Source organism: Pseudomonas sp. St290, from assembly GCF_018325805.1.
GTDB lineage: Bacteria > Pseudomonadota > Gammaproteobacteria > Pseudomonadales > Pseudomonadaceae > Aquipseudomonas > Aquipseudomonas bijieensis.
Window position 1 is genome coordinate 1,475,741 of sequence record NZ_AP014703.1, and the last position, 15,137, is coordinate 1,490,877.

Here is a 15,137-nt window from a genome sequence, read left to right on the forward strand (position 1 = left end):
CTCGCGAAGGCGGTGTGTCATTCAATATTTTCGTTGTCTGACACACTGCCTTCGCGAGCAAGCCCGCTCCCACAATGGTTTAGCGATGTTTGTAGTCCTCATCCATCAGGCATAATCGCCGCAATCCAAACAACAAGGACGAGGCCCCGTGAGTTCAGTGAACAAATCGATTTTGTTGGTCGACGACGACCAGGAGATTCGCGAACTGCTGGACACTTACCTCAGTCGTGCGGGTTTCCACGTGCGTACCACGCCCGACGGCGCCGGGTTTCGCCAGGCGCTGAACGAGGCGCCGAGCGACCTGGTAATCCTCGATGTGATGCTGCCCGATGAAGACGGCTTCAGCCTTTGTCGCTGGGTTCGCCAGCACCCACGCCAGGCCCATGTGCCGATCATCATGCTCACCGCCAGTTCCGACGAGGCCGATCGGGTTATCGGCCTTGAATTGGGCGCCGATGATTACTTGGGCAAGCCTTTCAGCCCGCGTGAATTACAGGCACGCATCAAGGCTCTGCTGCGCCGGGCGCAGTTCGGCCAGGAGCGCTCCGGCAGCGAAGTGCTGGCCTTCGATGAATGGCGGCTGGACATGGTCAGCCATCGGCTGTTCCACACTGACGGTGAAGAGGTGATTCTCTCCGGTGCCGACTTCGCCCTGCTCAAGTTGTTTCTCGACCATCCCCAGGAAATCCTCGATCGCGACACCATCGGCAATGCGACCCGTGGGCGTGACCTGATGCCTCTGGATCGGATCGTCGACATGGCGGTCAGTCGCCTGCGCCAGCGCCTGCGTGACACCGAAAAGCCGCCGCGGCTGATTCGCACGGTGCGTGGCAGCGGCTATCAACTGGCGGCCAGTGTGGTTGCCAGCAATGGTCATTGATTGGGTCAAGAAAGTCGCTCGGCGGGTGCCGTTACCGCGCTCATTGCTGGGACGGATGCTACTGCTGACCTTGCTGGTGGTGCTGTTCGCCCAGACCCTGTCCAGCCTGATCTGGGTCTCGCAACTGCGCGCTACCCAGCTCGAAGGCCTGGTCACCAGCGCCCGCAGCCTGGCCCATTCGATGACTGCCAGCGTCAGTTACTTGCGTTCGCTACCCGTGGCGTACCGGCCGTTGGTGCTGGACCAGCTGCGCAGCATGGGCGGTACGCGGTTTGTCGTGACGCTCAACGATAAGCCCCTGGGCATGGACGTGCTGCCGGTCACGCCGCGCAAGCTGGCGGTGCTCAAGGCGGTGGACGATGTGCTGCGGCGCTCGTTGGGCAGTAACGCCGATATCTCGGTGAATTTTGTCAGCCCCGACGACCTGCGGATTTTCAACGCCGGGCTCAAGCTCGATGAATTGCCCCGCTCGTGGGCTCACTATGCCCTGACCCTAGAGCCCGTGAACCCTCCGGTGCTGGTCACGCAGATCCAGATGGCGCCAGGCGAATGGCTGTACATCGCTTCGTTGCTGCCCGAGCCCTACACCAGCCTTGAAGAACAAGACCTGCCCAAGCAACAGGTCGGTTTCATCGTGCTCACCAGTAGCTTGTTGCTGCTGTTCATTGGTTTGCTGGTGCATTGGCAGAGCCGGCCCCTCAAGCGTTTGGCGCGGGCGGCGCGGGACATGTCCCTGGGCGCCGAAGTGGAGCCGGTGGCCGAGGGCGGCGGCAGCGAAGTGGTGGAGGTGGGGCGGGCGTTCAATGCCATGCGCGAACGCATCAGCCGTTACCTCACTGAACGCAGCCAGTTGTTCAGCGCGATTTCCCATGACTTGCGCACGCCAATCACGCGGCTGCGCTTGCGGGTCGAACTGCTGGAGGACGAAAACCTGCAAGCCAAGTTCGGCCGCGACCTGGACGAACTGGAGTTGTTGGTCAAAGGCGCGCTGCAATGCGTCAAGGACACCGACATTCACGAGAATATCGAGCCGGTGGATCTCAACCATGTGCTCGATTGCCTGGTCGAACCTTACCTGGCGCCCAACGGCAACGGCCGGGTAACCCAGGATGGTCGGGCACTGGCGCCGTATCCCGGCAAGCCGCTGGCCCTCAAACGCTGCATAGGCAACCTGATCGACAACGCCTTGAAATACGGGCAGAACGCCCACCTGCATATCGATGACGATGAAACCGCGTTCATCCTGCACGTCGACGACGAAGGTCCGGGCGTACCGGAACAGCGCCTGGAGCAAGTCTTCGAACCGCACTTTCGCCTCGCCGGGCAACAGCAGGGCTATGGCCTGGGCCTGGGCATCGCTCGCAACATCGCCCACAGCCATGGTGGTGAAGTGAGCTTGCAGAACCTGCGCGAGGGTGGGTTGCGGGTGACGTTGCAGTTGCCGCGCAGTGTGGATTGATTGGACTGCGTTATCGTTCATCGCGAGCAGGCTCGCTCCCACAGGGTTCAGTGGTGGACACAAAAATTGTGTACACCATGGCGCTCAATGTAGGAACGAGACTGCTCGCGATGGCGCCATGAACCTCAATACATCTCTCCAGGGAAATGTCACAAGTCGGTGACATAGCTCGTCCCTTTCGTTACCTGCCGCCCGTCATCCCTTGTTTAGACTCCCTGCGTCAAAACAACAAAAAAGGTACCTCCCGATGGACACCTTCCAACCGGCCTTCAGCAGTTGGCTGAACGCGCCTGCCCACCAGCGCTGGCTCGCCGACGAAGGCTTGCGGCTGCTGGCGTTCGCCAAGGCCTCGAAGCTGCCGGACGGCTTTGGCAACCTGGACGAGCACGGCCATCTGCCGGCCGACGCCCGGGCCGAAACCATGAACACCGCGCGCATGACCCACAGCTTCGCCATGGCCCACATTCAGGGCCTGCCGGGCTTCGCCGAGCTGGTGGATCACGGTATCCAGGCCCTCAGCGGCCCGTTGCGCGACGCCGAGCACGGTGGCTGGTTTGCCACGACGCGACCCGATGAAGACGGCGCCGACAAGGCTGCCTACCTGCATGCCTTCGTCGCCCTGGCCGCCAGTTCCGCGGTGGTGGCCCAGCGTCCCGGCGCGCCAGCGTTGCTGGACGAAGCGGTGCGGATCATCGACACGCATTTCTGGAGTGAAGAAGAGGGCGCCCTGCGCGAGTCCTTCAGTCGCGACTGGAGCGTCGAAGAGGCCTATCGCGGTGCCAACAGCAACATGCACGCCACCGAAGCCTTCCTGGCCCTGGCCGATGCCACCGATGATCCTCGCTGGCTGGCTCGCGCCCTGCACATCGTCGAACGGGTCATCCACGGCCATGCCGCCGCCAACGATTACCTGGTGGTGGAGCATTTCGATCGCCATTGGCAGCCTTTGCGCGAGTACAACCAGGACAATCCCGCCGACGGTTTCCGCCCCTACGGCACCACCCCCGGCCACGGTTTCGAATGGGCGCGGCTGCTGTTGCACCTTGAAGCTGCCCGGGTGCAGATCGGCATGCTGACCCCGGGTTGGCTGGCCCAGGACGCGCAGAAACTCTTCGACCAGAACTGCCGCCATGGCTGGGACGTCGATGGTGCGCCAGGCATCGTCTACACCCTGGACTGGGACAACCGCGCCGTGGTTCGCCATCGCCTGCATTGGGTTCACGCTGAAGCGGCGGCGGCCGCCAGCGCCTTGCTCAAGCGTACCGACGAGGCAAAATACGAAGCCTGGTATCGGCGCTTCTGGGAGTTCTGTGACAAACACTTCATCGACCGCTGCAATGGCAGTTGGCATCACGAACTCGACCCGCAAAACCGCCCCAGCGCCGACATCTGGCCAGGCAAGCCGGACCTGTATCACGCCTGGCAGGCGGTGCTGATTCCGCGCTTGCCCCTGGCACCGAGCATGGCCACGGCCCTGGCGAAACTTTCCAGTCCCGCGCCTGTGTAACCATGTCGTGACATTTACGCGTCCCTTCGTTACCTGCGAAGGGATTTCCCCTGTTTAGAATCCATGCAGCGCAAGCACCAGACTTGCATGCATAACAACAAGAAAGGTACTTCTAGATGAATGCGATTTCTCGCCTCGCTACTGTCATTTCTCTTGCTTCCCTGCTTCCCGTCGCAGCATTCCCTGTCAGCACCCTTGCCGCCGAATCCAAAGGTTCCGTGGAAGTCGTCCACTGGTGGACGTCGGGTGGCGAAAAAGCCGCGGTCGATGTGCTCAAGGCCCAGGTAGAGAAAGACGGCTTTACCTGGAAGGACGGCGCTGTCGCCGGCGGTGGTGGTTCCACTGCCATGACCGTGCTCAAGAGCCGCGCCGTGGCTGGCAACCCACCGGGTGTCGCCCAGATCAAGGGCCCGGACATCCAGGAGTGGGCGTCCACCGGGCTGCTCGACACCGACATCCTGAAAGACGTCGCCAAAGAAGAGAAGTGGGACAGCCTGCTCGACAAGAAAGTCTCCGATACCGTGAAGTACGACGGTGACTACGTCGCCGTGCCGGTGAACATCCACCGCGTCAACTGGCTGTGGATCAACCCGGAAGTCTTCAAGAAAGCCGGTATCACCAAGAACCCGACCACCCTCGAAGAGTTCTACGCCGCCGGTGACAAGCTCAAGGCCGCGGGCTTCATTGCGCTTGCCCACGGTGGTCAACCTTGGCAGGACAGCACCGTGTTCGAAGCCGTGGTGCTCTCGGTCATGGGCGCCGATGGTTACAAGAAGGCCCTGGTCGACCTGGACAACAAGGCGCTGACCGGTCCGGAAATGGTCAAGGCTTTGACCGAGTTGAAGAAAGTCGCGACCTACATGGACGCCGACGGCAAGGGCCAGGACTGGAACCTGGAAGCGGCCAAGGTCATCAACGGCAAGGCCGGCATGCAGATCATGGGTGACTGGGCCAAGAGCGAGTGGACCGCCGCGAAGAAAGTCGCCGGCAAGGACTACGAGTGCGTAGCGTTCCCGGGGACCGACAAGGCGTTCACCTACAACATCGACTCCCTGGCGGTGTTCAAGCAGAAAGACAAAGGCACTGCGGCTGGTCAGCAGGATATCGCCAAGGTCGTGCTGGGTGAGAACTTCCAGAAAGTCTTCAGCATCAACAAGGGCTCGATCCCGGTGCGCAACGACATGCTCGGCGACATGGCCAAGTATGGGTTCGATTCCTGCGCCCAGACCGCTGCCAAGGACTTCCTGGCGGACGCCAAGTCCGGCGGCCTGCAGCCGAGCATGGCGCACAACATGGCGACCACGCTGGCGGTACAAGGTGCGTTCTTTGACGTGGTGACCAACTACATCAACGACCCGAAAGCCGACCCTGCCGATGCCGCCAAGAAACTGGGCGCAGCGGTGCAGGCTGCCAAGTAATTAGCGCCGCGGTCCCTTTGTGGGAGTGAGCAAGCTCGCTCCCACAAAGGGAATGTTTTGTAGTCTTTTTCTCTTGTACTGGATCTTCCCATGAGTTCTGTTGCTGTGTTCAGCAAGGCCTCGCCGTTCGATGCATTGCAGCGCTGGCTCCCAAAACTGGTGCTGGCGCCGAGCATGTTCATCGTTCTGGTGGGCTTCTATGGCTATATCTTGTGGACGTTCGTCCTGTCGTTCACCACCTCGACCTTCTTGCCGAACTACAAGTGGGCAGGCCTGGCGCAGTATGCGCGGCTGATGGACAACGATCGCTGGTGGGTGGCGAGCAAGAACCTGGTGCTCTTTGGCGGCATGTTCATCGGTATCACCCTGGTGATCGGCGTGCTGCTGGCGGTGTTTCTTGACCAGCGCATTCGTCGCGAAGGTTTCATCCGCACCATCTACCTGTACCCGATGGCGCTTTCGATGATCGTTACCGGTACGGCCTGGAAATGGTTGCTCAACCCGGGCATGGGCCTGGACAAATTATTGCGGGACTGGGGCTGGGAAGGCTTCCGCCTCGATTGGCTGATCGACCCGGATCGCGTGGTGTACTGCCTGGTGATCGCGGCAGTGTGGCAGGCCTCGGGCTTCATCATGGCGATGTTCCTGGCCGGCCTGCGGGGTGTCGATCAATCGATCATCCGGGCCGCGCAGATCGATGGCGCGAGCATGCCGCGCATCTACTGGAAAGTGGTGCTGCCGAGCCTGCGCCCGGTGTTCTTCAGTGCGGTGATGATCCTGGCGCACATCGCGATCAAGAGCTTCGACCTGGTGGCGGCGATGACGGCCGGCGGCCCGGGTTACTCCTCCGACCTGCCAGCCATGTTCATGTATTCCTTCACCTTCAGTCGCGGCCAGATGGGCATGGGCTCGGCCAGTGCAATCCTGATGCTCGGTGCGATTCTCGCAATCATCGTGCCTTACCTGTACTCCGAGCTGAGGACCAAGCGTCATGACTAGTCTCGCTGCCAAACCTTCCATCAGCCTGAGCCGCATCGCGATCTACGCGGTGCTGATCCTCGCCGTACTGCTTTACCTGGTGCCGTTGGTGGTCATGCTGTTGACCAGCTTCAAGACGCCGGAAGACATCAGCACCGGCAACCTGCTGAGCTGGCCGACCGTGGTCAGCGGCATCGGCTGGGTCAAGGCCTGGGCCACGGTGGACGGCTACTTCTGGAACTCGATCAAGATCACCGTCCCGGCGGTGCTGATCTCTACCGCCATCGGTGCCTTGAACGGCTACGTGTTGTCGATGTGGCGTTTTCGCGGTTCGCAGTTGTTCTTCGGCCTGTTGCTGTTCGGTTGCTTCCTGCCGTTCCAGACCGTCCTGCTGCCGGCCTCGTTCACCCTCGGCAAGATGGGCCTGGCCAGTACCACCACGGGCCTGGTGTTCGTGCATGTGGTCTACGGCCTGGCGTTCACCACGCTGTTCTTCCGCAACTACTACGTCAGCATTCCCGATGCACTGGTGAAGGCGGCGCGACTGGACGGTGCGGGGTTCTTCACCATTTTCCGGCGGATCATCCTGCCGATGTCCACCCCGATCATCATGGTCTGCCTGATCTGGCAGTTCACCCAGATCTGGAACGACTTCCTGTTCGGCGTGGTGTTCTCCAGTGGTGATTCGCAGCCCATCACGGTGGCGCTGAACAACTTGGTCAACACCAGTACCGGGGCCAAGGAATACAACGTGGACATGGCGGCGGCGATGATCGCCGGGCTGCCGACCCTGCTGGTCTATGTGGTCGCAGGCAAGTATTTCGTGCGCGGTCTGACGGCCGGCGCAGTCAAGGGGTAATCATGGCAACGCTTGAACTTCGCAACGTAAACAAGACCTATGGTGCCGGCCTGCCGGACACCCTGAAGAACATCGAGTTGTCGATCAAGGACGGTGAGTTCCTGATCCTCGTCGGACCTTCGGGCTGCGGCAAGTCCACACTGATGAACTGCATCGCTGGCCTTGAGACCATCACCGGCGGCGCGATCATGATCGGTGACCAGGATGTCAGCGGCATGAGCCCGAAGGATCGTGACATCGCCATGGTGTTCCAGTCCTACGCGCTGTACCCGACCATGAGCGTGCGCGAGAACATCGAGTTCGGTCTGAAAATCCGCAAGATGAACCAGGCTGCCATCGACGAAGAAGTCGCGCGCGTGGCCAAGCTGCTGCAGATCGAACACCTGCTCAACCGCAAGCCCGGCCAGCTTTCCGGCGGCCAGCAACAGCGTGTGGCCATGGGCCGGGCGCTGGCGCGGCGGCCGAAGATCTACCTGTTCGACGAACCGCTGTCCAACCTCGACGCCAAGCTGCGGGTCGAGATGCGTACTGAAATGAAGCTGATGCACCAACGCCTGAAGACCACCACGGTCTACGTGACCCACGACCAGATCGAAGCCATGACCCTGGGCGACAAAGTGGCGGTGATGAAGGACGGGATCATCCAACAGTTCGGCACGCCGAAAGAGATCTATACCAACCCGGCCAACCTGTTCGTGGCGAGTTTCATAGGTTCGCCTCCGATGAACTTCATCCCGTTGCGCCTGCAACGCAAGGACGGTCGCCTGCTGGCGCTGCTCGACAGCGGCCAGGCCCGTTGCGAGCTGCCGATGGGCATGCAGGACGCCGGCCTGGAAGACCGCGAAGTGATCCTGGGCATGCGCCCGGAGCAGATCATGCTGGCAGGCAGCGAGCCCAATGGCTTGCCGACCATCCGCGCCGAAGTCCAGGTCACCGAGCCTACCGGGCCGGACACCCTGGTATTCGTCAACCTCAACGACACCAAGGTCTGCTGCCGCCTGGCGCCGGACGTGGCGCCGCAGGTTGGAGAAACCCTGACGCTGCAATTCGATCCGTCGAAAGTGCTGCTGTTCGATGCCCAGTCCGGCGAACGCCTGGGCGTGGCCGGCCAGGCGCAAACAGATGCCCGGAGCGCAAACGTCGCGCAGTTCAAAGGCCGATGAGAGGCCTGTGTGGGAGCAAGCCGCTCCAACAGGAAAAGGAGTATGCGGTGAGTGGGGGACCACCCATCGCAATCGTTGTAAACCGCGTTAGATAAAAACAGTTAATAACAATAAAGACGAGGATGTAGGGATGAAGAAGAAAAATAACGCCCAGCTTATCTGCCAGTTGTCAGCCGTTGCGGCGATGATGCTGGTCGGTAGCGCACAGGCTGCCGACGCGTTCAGCGCCGATTCGCAGTGGATGACGGGTGACTGGGGTGGCGAACGGACCAAGCTGATCGAGCAGGGTATCGACATCAAGGCCGACTACGTCGGCGAAATGGGCGCCAACCTGCATGGCGGCTACAACAACGACAAGACCGCGCGTTACTCCGACCAGTTTGGCCTGGGCGTAGCGCTGGACCTGGAAAAGCTGTGGGGTTGGGATAACACCCAGGCCAAGATCCAGCTGACCAATCGTAATGGCGAGAACATCTCCAACGACCGTGTCGGCGATCCGCGTGCCGGGACCTTGAGTTCCTCTCAGGAAGTCTATGGCCGGGGTCACATGGTCCGTCTGACCCAGTTGTGGATCAAGCACCAGTTCCTCGATAACAAACTGGACGTCAAGGCCGGTTACTTCGGCGAAGGCGAAGACTTCAACACCTTCCCTTGCGAATTCCAGAACCTGGCCTTCTGCGGCTCTCAAGTGGGTAACTGGGCGACCGGTATCTGGTACAACTGGCCGGTCATGCAGGCCGCGATCCGCGTGAAGTACAACATCACGCCTGAGTTCTATGCGCAGATCGGTGCGTACAACCAGAACCCCTCGCAACTGGAACACGGCAACGGCTTCAAGCTCAGCGGCAGTGGTACCAAGGGCACCGTCATTCCGGTCGAGCTGGTCTGGTCGCCGAAGGTCAACAACCTGCCGGGCGAATACCGTGTCGGCTACTACAAGAGCACGGCCAAGGCTGATGACGTCCGTGAGGACGACAACGGCGACGATGCGGCGACCACCGGTAACGCCTATCGCAGCCACAGCAGCAAGCACGGCTACTGGTTCGTGGCGCAGCAACAACTCACGACCCACAACGGTGACGCTTCCCGCGGCCTGAACATCGCAGCCAATGCGACCTTCCACGACAAGGACACCAACGTCGTCGACAACTACCAGTCGCTGATGTTCGTGTACAAGGGGCCGTTCGACGCACGTCCCAAGGATGACATCGGGATTGGCTTCGCCCGCATCCATGTCAACGAAGACGTGAAGAAAAACGCTGAGCTGACCAACGCTGCCAATGGTGTGTCTGACTACAACGATCCACTGTTCGCGCCGTTGCGTAGCACTGAGTACAACTACGAGCTCAATTACGGCATCCATGTCACCAACTGGCTGACCGTACGTCCTAACCTGCAATACATCACTCATCCAGGCGGTGTGGATGAAGTGGACAACGCGCTGGTGGCCGGCCTGAAAATTCAGTCGGTGTTCTAACGCTGTTGCGATAAGCTCCTCTCTATGTGCGCATATTTGCGGATGGCCAAGGCTGTCCGCTTTTTTTTGGGGTGTGCGTTTGGCTAGCGCAGAACCTGTGGCGAGGGGCCTGTGGGAGCAAGGCTTGCCCGCGATGAAGGCAACGCGGTCTCCCAGGGAAGCGAGGCGCTTTCATCGCGAGCAAGCTTTGCTCCCACAGCTCAATCGCCTTGCCACAACAAGCGTTGCAAACAGATGAGCAACTCAATGATTTCCAGGACTGCGGCCCATGCATGAGCATCCGCTACAACGCTTTTTCAGATCCTTGCGCGAGCGCCCGGTGTTCGCCTGGGAGCGCTATCGACAGCGCGACGTGTTGGTGATCGATCACCCGTTGTGCCAGGCGGTGTTCAGTCGTCAGGGCGCACAGTTGCTGCATTTTCAGCCCAAGGGCCAGAAGCCCTGGTTGTGGTGCGCGGCCAAGTGGCCGCAAGTCGGGGCGATCCGCGGCGGGGTGCCGGTGTGCTGGCCGTGGTATGGCCGCCATCCGAGCGAAAACGCCTGGCCGTCCCACGGTTGGGCGCGGTTGATCGATTGGAAGCTGCTCGACAGCCGTAGTGACGAAGAGGGTGTGCACCTGCATTGGCAATTGCAGTTGTGCGACTGGCAGGTTGACCTGCATGCGGACCTGGGTGAACGCATGGAACTGCGCTTGAGCACCGAGCACCAGGACAGCCTGCCGTGCCAGTTGAGCCAGGCTTTGCACGCCTACTGGCGTATTGGTGACGTTGGTGAGGTAGCGCTGTCTGGGCTCGAAGGTGCACAGGGTTACGACCAGTTGAACCGTGCGGCTTGTCAGCAGGAAGGCGAGTTGCGCGTCGAGGGCGGTTGTCAGCGGGTGTTTCAGCATGAGGGCGAATTGCAGCTCAAGGACCACGCTTGGCAGCGCGAATTGTGCATCGACACCGGTGACAGCGCCGACACCGTGGTCTGGCATCCCGGCGCGCGGCCGTTGCTGGGGGTGAGTTGGGATGAGGTCAGCGAATTCGTCTGCGTCGAAGCCGCCAGTGGCGGCACCGACAGCCTGTGCCTGGCGCCGGGGGAGCGGGCGCATCTGAGTTTGCAGGCGTGGGTGGGGGCTTAGATCAGGATCTCTGGTGTGGCGGCTGGCCCCTTCGCGAGCAAGCCCGCTCCCACAGGGTTTTGTGAACGCCAAAGATCCAGTTGTGGGAGCGAGCCTGCTCGCGATGACGGCCTGTCAGGCAATAAAGCACTCAGGTCCGATCAGTTGAACTCATCCCCCACCGGATACCGGCTGGCATTCAGGCTTTCCTTGATCTTGCGCAGGTGTGGCTGGAAGTCCACGCCTCGGCGCAAGGTCATACCGGTGGCGAGCACGTCCAGCACGGTGAGCTGGATGATCCGTGAGGTCATCGGCATATAGATGTCGGTGTCCTCGGGCAACGGAATGTTCAGGCTCAGGGTACTGGCCTTGGCCAAGGGCGAGCCTTCGGCGGTCAGGCCCAGCACCGAAGCGCCGTTTTCCCGAGCGATGCGCGCCACTTCCACCAGCTCACGGGTGCGGCCAGTGTAGGAAATGATCACGAACAGTTCGCCGGTATGGGCCACCGAGGCGATCATGCGCTGCATCAGCACGTCGGCGTGGGCGGTCACCGCCAGATTGAAGCGGAAAAACTTGTGCTGGGCATCCAGCGCCACCGGGGCGGAGGCGCCGAGGCCGAAGAAGTGGATCTGCCGGGCCTGGATCAACAGGTCCACGGCACGACTGATCAAATTGGGATCAAGGGCCTGGCAGGCGCTGTCCAACGAGGCAATGGCACTGCCAAAGATTTTCCGGGTATAGGCTTCCGGGTTGTCGTCGGCTTCCACCGCACGGCTGACATAAGCGGCGCCGCTGGCCAGGCTTTGGGCCAGTTGCAGCTTGAGCTCCGGGTAGCCGCTGACGCCGAACGAGCGGCAGAAACGGTTGACGGTCGGTTCGCTGACCGAAGCGGCCTGGGCGAGGGCGGCGATGCTGAAGCGGGTCGCCTGCTGCGGGTTGAGCAGGATGATCTCGGCCACCTTGCGTTCAGCCTTGTTCAGGTCTTCAAGGCGACTCTGGATCTGTTCCAGTAAATTTCGCACGCGGTCCATACAAGATTCCTAGAAAGACGGGTCTTTGATACGACCCTTTGCGGTGGCCTATCCTACTGATGGCTCCGGCGGACCACCACTCGGAATCGGTATTTTCGAAAAATGTTGTGGTTATTACTACATTTTTCCTTGAGTGATACCTTGAAAAAAGGTATTTGTAGTTTAACTTGATAAAAGAACAAACATCATGCCTTCGATTACGGTTGAACCGTGCACCTTTGCCTTGTTCGGCGCGTTGGGCGATCTGGCCTTGCGCAAGCTTTTTCCTGCCCTGTATCAGCTCGATGGCGCCCAATTGTTGCACGAGGACACGCGGATCATTGCGCTGGCCCGTGAACCCGGTAGCGAGCAGCAGCACCTGACATTCATCGCCGCCGAGCTGCGTCGTTACGTGGGTGAAAAAGACCTGGACGAAGCCGTACTCGAGCGCTTCCTGGCACGATTGACCTACCTGCACGTGGATTTCCTCAAGGCCGACGATTATGTCGCCCTGGCCGAAGCGGTCGGTTCGACCCAGCAGGTCATTGCCTATTTCGCCACCCCTGCGGCGGTGTATGGGGCGATCTGCGAGAACCTGGCGAAGGTCGGTTTGAGCGAAAACACTCGGGTCGTGCTGGAAAAACCCATCGGCTCGGACCTGGAGTCCTCGCGCAAGGTCAACGATGCCGTGGCGCAGTTCTTCCCGGAAAACCGCACCTATCGCATTGACCATTACCTGGGCAAAGAGACGGTCCAGAACCTGATCGCGCTGCGCTTCGCCAACAGCCTGTTCGAAACCCAGTGGAACCAGAATTACATTTCCCACGTGGAAATCACCGTGGCCGAGAAGGTCGGCATTGAAGGCCGCTGGGGCTATTTCGACAAGGCCGGCCAACTGCGGGACATGATCCAGAACCACTTGCTGCAGCTGCTTTGCCTGATCGCCATGGACCCACCGGCCGATTTGTCCGCCGACAGCATCCGTGACGAGAAGGTCAAGGTGCTCAAGGCCTTGGCGCCGATCAGCCCGGAAGGCCTGACCACCCAGGTGGTGCGCGGCCAGTACATCGCGGGTCACAGCGAGGGCAAGGCGGTGCCGGGCTACCTCGAAGAACCCAACTCCAACACCCAGAGCGACACCGAGACGTTCGTCGCCCTGCGCGCCGACATCCGCAACTGGCGTTGGGCCGGGGTGCCGTTTTACCTGCGTACCGGCAAGCGCATGCCGCAGAAGCTGTCGCAGATCGTCATCCACTTCAAGGAACCGTCCCACTACATCTTCGCCCCCGAGCAGCGTTTGCAGATCAGCAACAAGCTGATCATCCGCCTGCAACCGGACGAAGGGATTTCCTTGCGGGTGATGACCAAGGAGCAGGGCCTGGACAAGGGCATGCAATTGCGCAGCGGTCCGCTGCAACTCAACTTCTCCGACACTTATCGCAGCGCACGGATTCCCGATGCCTACGAGCGGTTGTTGCTGGAAGTCATGAACGGCAATCAGAACCTGTTTGTCCGTAAAGACGAAATTGAAGCCGCGTGGACGTGGTGTGACCAGTTGATCGCCGGGTGGAAAAAATCCGGCGATGCGCCCAAGCCCTATGCGGCCGGGTCCTGGGGGCCGATGAGCTCCATTGCACTGATCACGCGGGATGGGAGGTCGTGGTATGGCGATATCTGAAGTGAAACTGCCCCAGGGCGTCAGCGCCCATGAATTCAAGAATCCGGTGCTGCTGGCTGAAGGCATGGCGCTGAACGTGGCCGAGCAGTTGCGCAACGCGATAGACGCGCGCGGTACGGCGACCCTGGTGGTATCCGGTGGCCGCAGCCCGGTGGCGTTCTTCCAGCACCTGGCCAAGCAGGCATTGGACTGGTCCAAAGTGGTGGTCAGCCTGGCCGACGAGCGCTGGGTACCGGTTGAACACGCTGACAGCAACGCCGGCCTGCTCAAGCGTTACCTGCTGCAAGGCGCCGCGGCCAAGGCCCAGTTCCTCAGCCTCTACAGCGCCAGCGCCAACCTGGAAGCGGCTGCCGAGCAGGCCGATCGTTTGCTGGCCGAGCTGCCGCCTATCGATGTACTGGTACTGGGCATGGGCGATGACGGGCACACCGCCTCGCTGTTCCCTGACAGCCCGAACCTGGCGCAAGCCCTGGATGCCAACGGCACGCGCCGTTGCTGGCCGATGCTGGCGCCGACCGTGCCACACCAGCGCTTGACCATGAGCCGCGCCTTGCTGGCTTCGGCGCAACACAAAGTGCTGTCGATTTCCGGTCAGTCGAAATTGACCACTCTGAACGCCGCGGTGGCGGGTGACGATGTCGCCGAAATGCCAATCCGCGCGTTTTTGCAACCTACGTTAGAGATTTACTGGTGCCCATGAACCAAGGATCAGCCGCTATGACAAACCCATCCCCGACCGTTTCCATGGCGGACAAAGTTGCCCTGATCGACAGCCTCTGCGCCAAGGCGCGGATCCTGCCGGTGATCACCATCGCCCGCGAACAGGACATCCTGCCACTGGCCGATGCCCTGGCCGCCGGTGGCCTGACGGCGCTGGAAGTGACGCTGCGCTCCCAATACGGCCTCAAGGCCATCCAGGTGCTGCGCGAGCAGCGTCCGGAACTGGTGACCGGCGCGGGCACGGTGCTTGACCGTCACATGTTGGAGGCCGCCGAGGTCGCGGGCTCGCAGTTCATCGTCACCCCAGGCATCACCCGTGATTTGCTTGAGGCCAGCGTCCATAGCTCGATCCCGTTGCTGCCAGGTATCAGCAACGCTTCGGGCATCATGGAGGGCTACGGCCTGGGCTATCGTCGCTTCAAACTGTTCCCGGCCGAAGTCAGCGGCGGTGTCGCGGCCATCAAGGCCTTGGGCGGCCCGTTCGGCGAAGTGAAGTTCTGCCCGACCGGCGGCGTGAGCCCGGCCAACATCAAGAGCTACATGGCGTTGAAGAACGTGATGTGTGTGGGCGGAAGCTGGATGCTTGATCCGGAGTGGATCAAGAACGGCGACTGGGCTCGCATCCAGGAATGCACCGCCGAGGCCCTGGCGCTGCTGGACTGATTGCTTTACCGAAACCTCGTTGGGTGTTCTACGGCTTTACGGTGCGCTTGGTCGGCGCGCCGTTTTTTTGCCCGGGTTTTTGTGCCGGCACAGATTTCCTGTGGCGAGGGAGCTTGCTCCCGCTGGGCTGCGAAGCAGTCCTGAAACCTGTCACCACGGTCCGCCAGGTCAATCTCATCGTGCCTTTTTGGGGCTGCTGCGCAGCCCAGCGGGAGCAAGCTCC

At 61.0% G+C, this 15,137-nt stretch carries 13 protein-coding genes; 12 read left to right on the forward strand and 1 reads right to left on the reverse strand.

Annotation, left to right across the window (positions count from 1 at the left end):
- Nucleotides 1-148 precede the first annotated feature (148 nt).
- The 9 genes from PBDP_RS06425 to PBDP_RS06465 all read left to right on the forward strand — a co-directional run bounded on the left by PBDP_RS06425 (nt 149) and on the right by PBDP_RS06465 (nt 10,864).
- Nucleotides 149-880, forward strand: coding sequence for a response regulator (locus PBDP_RS06425; RefSeq protein WP_109755742.1), 732 nt, complete (start codon nt 149-151; stop codon nt 878-880).
- Nucleotides 870-2,339 carry an ATP-binding protein gene (locus tag PBDP_RS06430; RefSeq protein WP_109755743.1) on the forward strand — a complete coding sequence of 490 codons (1,470 nt, stop codon included), beginning with the start codon at nt 870-872 and terminating at the stop codon, nt 2,337-2,339. Before PBDP_RS06425 ends, PBDP_RS06430 begins: the two co-directional genes overlap by 11 nt.
- 247 nt (nt 2,340-2,586) lie before the next feature.
- Entirely contained in the window at nt 2,587-3,846 is a 1,260-nt protein-coding gene (locus PBDP_RS06435) for a D-mannose isomerase (RefSeq protein ID WP_109755744.1), read from the forward strand.
- A 116-nt stretch (nt 3,847-3,962) separates the two neighbouring features.
- Nucleotides 3,963-5,264 (forward strand): ABC transporter substrate-binding protein, encoded by a 1,302-nt coding sequence (locus tag PBDP_RS06440; RefSeq protein ID WP_109755745.1) that lies wholly within the window; start codon nt 3,963-3,965, stop codon nt 5,262-5,264.
- A gap of 90 nt (nt 5,265-5,354) precedes the next feature.
- Entirely contained in the window at nt 5,355-6,263 is a 909-nt protein-coding gene (locus PBDP_RS06445; RefSeq protein WP_060738869.1) for a carbohydrate ABC transporter permease, read from the forward strand.
- On the forward strand, nt 6,256-7,101 hold the full coding sequence (locus PBDP_RS06450) for a carbohydrate ABC transporter permease (RefSeq protein ID WP_003198539.1): 846 nt from the start codon (nt 6,256-6,258) through the stop codon (nt 7,099-7,101). The genes PBDP_RS06445 and PBDP_RS06450 overlap by 8 nt, the downstream gene beginning before the upstream one ends.
- Before the next feature lie 2 nt (nt 7,102-7,103).
- The gene (locus tag PBDP_RS06455) at nt 7,104-8,264 is read left to right on the forward strand and encodes an ABC transporter ATP-binding protein (RefSeq protein WP_109755746.1); all 1,161 of its coding nucleotides are present in this window, start codon (nt 7,104-7,106) and stop codon (nt 8,262-8,264) included.
- Nucleotides 8,265-8,394: 130 nt separating this feature from the next.
- Nucleotides 8,395-9,741, forward strand: a complete 1,347-nt coding sequence (locus PBDP_RS06460; protein WP_109755747.1) for a carbohydrate porin — start codon at nt 8,395-8,397, stop codon at nt 9,739-9,741.
- Between the two features lie 268 nt (nt 9,742-10,009).
- Entirely contained in the window at nt 10,010-10,864 is an 855-nt protein-coding gene (locus PBDP_RS06465) for a D-hexose-6-phosphate mutarotase (protein WP_109755748.1), read from the forward strand.
- A 140-nt stretch (nt 10,865-11,004) separates the two neighbouring features.
- On the opposite strand, the gene PBDP_RS06470 is transcribed toward PBDP_RS06465, so the two are convergent.
- On the reverse strand, nt 11,005-11,865 hold the full coding sequence (locus tag PBDP_RS06470; protein ID WP_170842276.1) for a MurR/RpiR family transcriptional regulator: 861 nt from the start codon (nt 11,863-11,865) through the stop codon (nt 11,005-11,007).
- 196 nt (nt 11,866-12,061) lie between these two features.
- On the opposite strand from PBDP_RS06470, the gene zwf reads away from it, so the two are divergent.
- Genes zwf through PBDP_RS06485 form a run of 3 tightly spaced genes read left to right on the forward strand, consistent with a single transcriptional unit; the run spans nt 12,062 to nt 14,914 of the window.
- Nucleotides 12,062-13,531, forward strand: coding sequence for a glucose-6-phosphate dehydrogenase (gene zwf / locus PBDP_RS06475; protein ID WP_109755749.1), 1,470 nt, complete (start codon nt 12,062-12,064; stop codon nt 13,529-13,531).
- Nucleotides 13,518-14,231: a 6-phosphogluconolactonase gene (gene pgl / locus PBDP_RS06480; protein WP_212801974.1), complete on the forward strand. Its 714-nt coding sequence runs from the start codon at nt 13,518-13,520 to the stop codon at nt 14,229-14,231. The genes zwf and pgl overlap by 14 nt, the downstream gene beginning before the upstream one ends.
- A 17-nt stretch (nt 14,232-14,248) precedes the next feature.
- Nucleotides 14,249-14,914 carry a bifunctional 4-hydroxy-2-oxoglutarate aldolase/2-dehydro-3-deoxy-phosphogluconate aldolase gene (locus PBDP_RS06485; RefSeq protein WP_109755751.1) on the forward strand — a complete coding sequence of 222 codons (666 nt, stop codon included), beginning with the start codon at nt 14,249-14,251 and terminating at the stop codon, nt 14,912-14,914.
- The last annotated feature ends 223 nt before the right edge of the window (nt 14,915-15,137 follow it).

Excerpts from the sequence above, each read along its gene's own strand:
- PBDP_RS06450 (WP_003198539.1), top strand. The coding sequence starts at position 6,256 with ATGACTAGTCTCGCTGCCAAACCTTCCATCAGCCTGAGCCGCATCGCG.
- PBDP_RS06465 (WP_109755748.1), top strand. The coding sequence starts at position 10,010 with ATGCATGAGCATCCGCTACAACGCTTTTTCAGATCCTTGCGCGAGCGC.
- PBDP_RS06430 (WP_109755743.1), top strand. The coding sequence starts at position 870 with ATGGTCATTGATTGGGTCAAGAAAGTCGCTCGGCGGGTGCCGTTACCG.
- PBDP_RS06445 (WP_060738869.1), top strand. The coding sequence starts at position 5,355 with ATGAGTTCTGTTGCTGTGTTCAGCAAGGCCTCGCCGTTCGATGCATTG.
- pgl (WP_212801974.1), top strand. The coding sequence starts at position 13,518 with ATGGCGATATCTGAAGTGAAACTGCCCCAGGGCGTCAGCGCCCATGAA.
- PBDP_RS06455 (WP_109755746.1), top strand. The coding sequence starts at position 7,104 with ATGGCAACGCTTGAACTTCGCAACGTAAACAAGACCTATGGTGCCGGC.
- PBDP_RS06440 (WP_109755745.1), top strand. The coding sequence starts at position 3,963 with ATGAATGCGATTTCTCGCCTCGCTACTGTCATTTCTCTTGCTTCCCTG.
- PBDP_RS06435 (WP_109755744.1), top strand. The coding sequence starts at position 2,587 with ATGGACACCTTCCAACCGGCCTTCAGCAGTTGGCTGAACGCGCCTGCC.
- zwf (WP_109755749.1), top strand. The coding sequence starts at position 12,062 with ATGCCTTCGATTACGGTTGAACCGTGCACCTTTGCCTTGTTCGGCGCG.
- PBDP_RS06485 (WP_109755751.1), top strand. The coding sequence starts at position 14,249 with ATGACAAACCCATCCCCGACCGTTTCCATGGCGGACAAAGTTGCCCTG.
- PBDP_RS06460 (WP_109755747.1), top strand. The coding sequence starts at position 8,395 with ATGAAGAAGAAAAATAACGCCCAGCTTATCTGCCAGTTGTCAGCCGTT.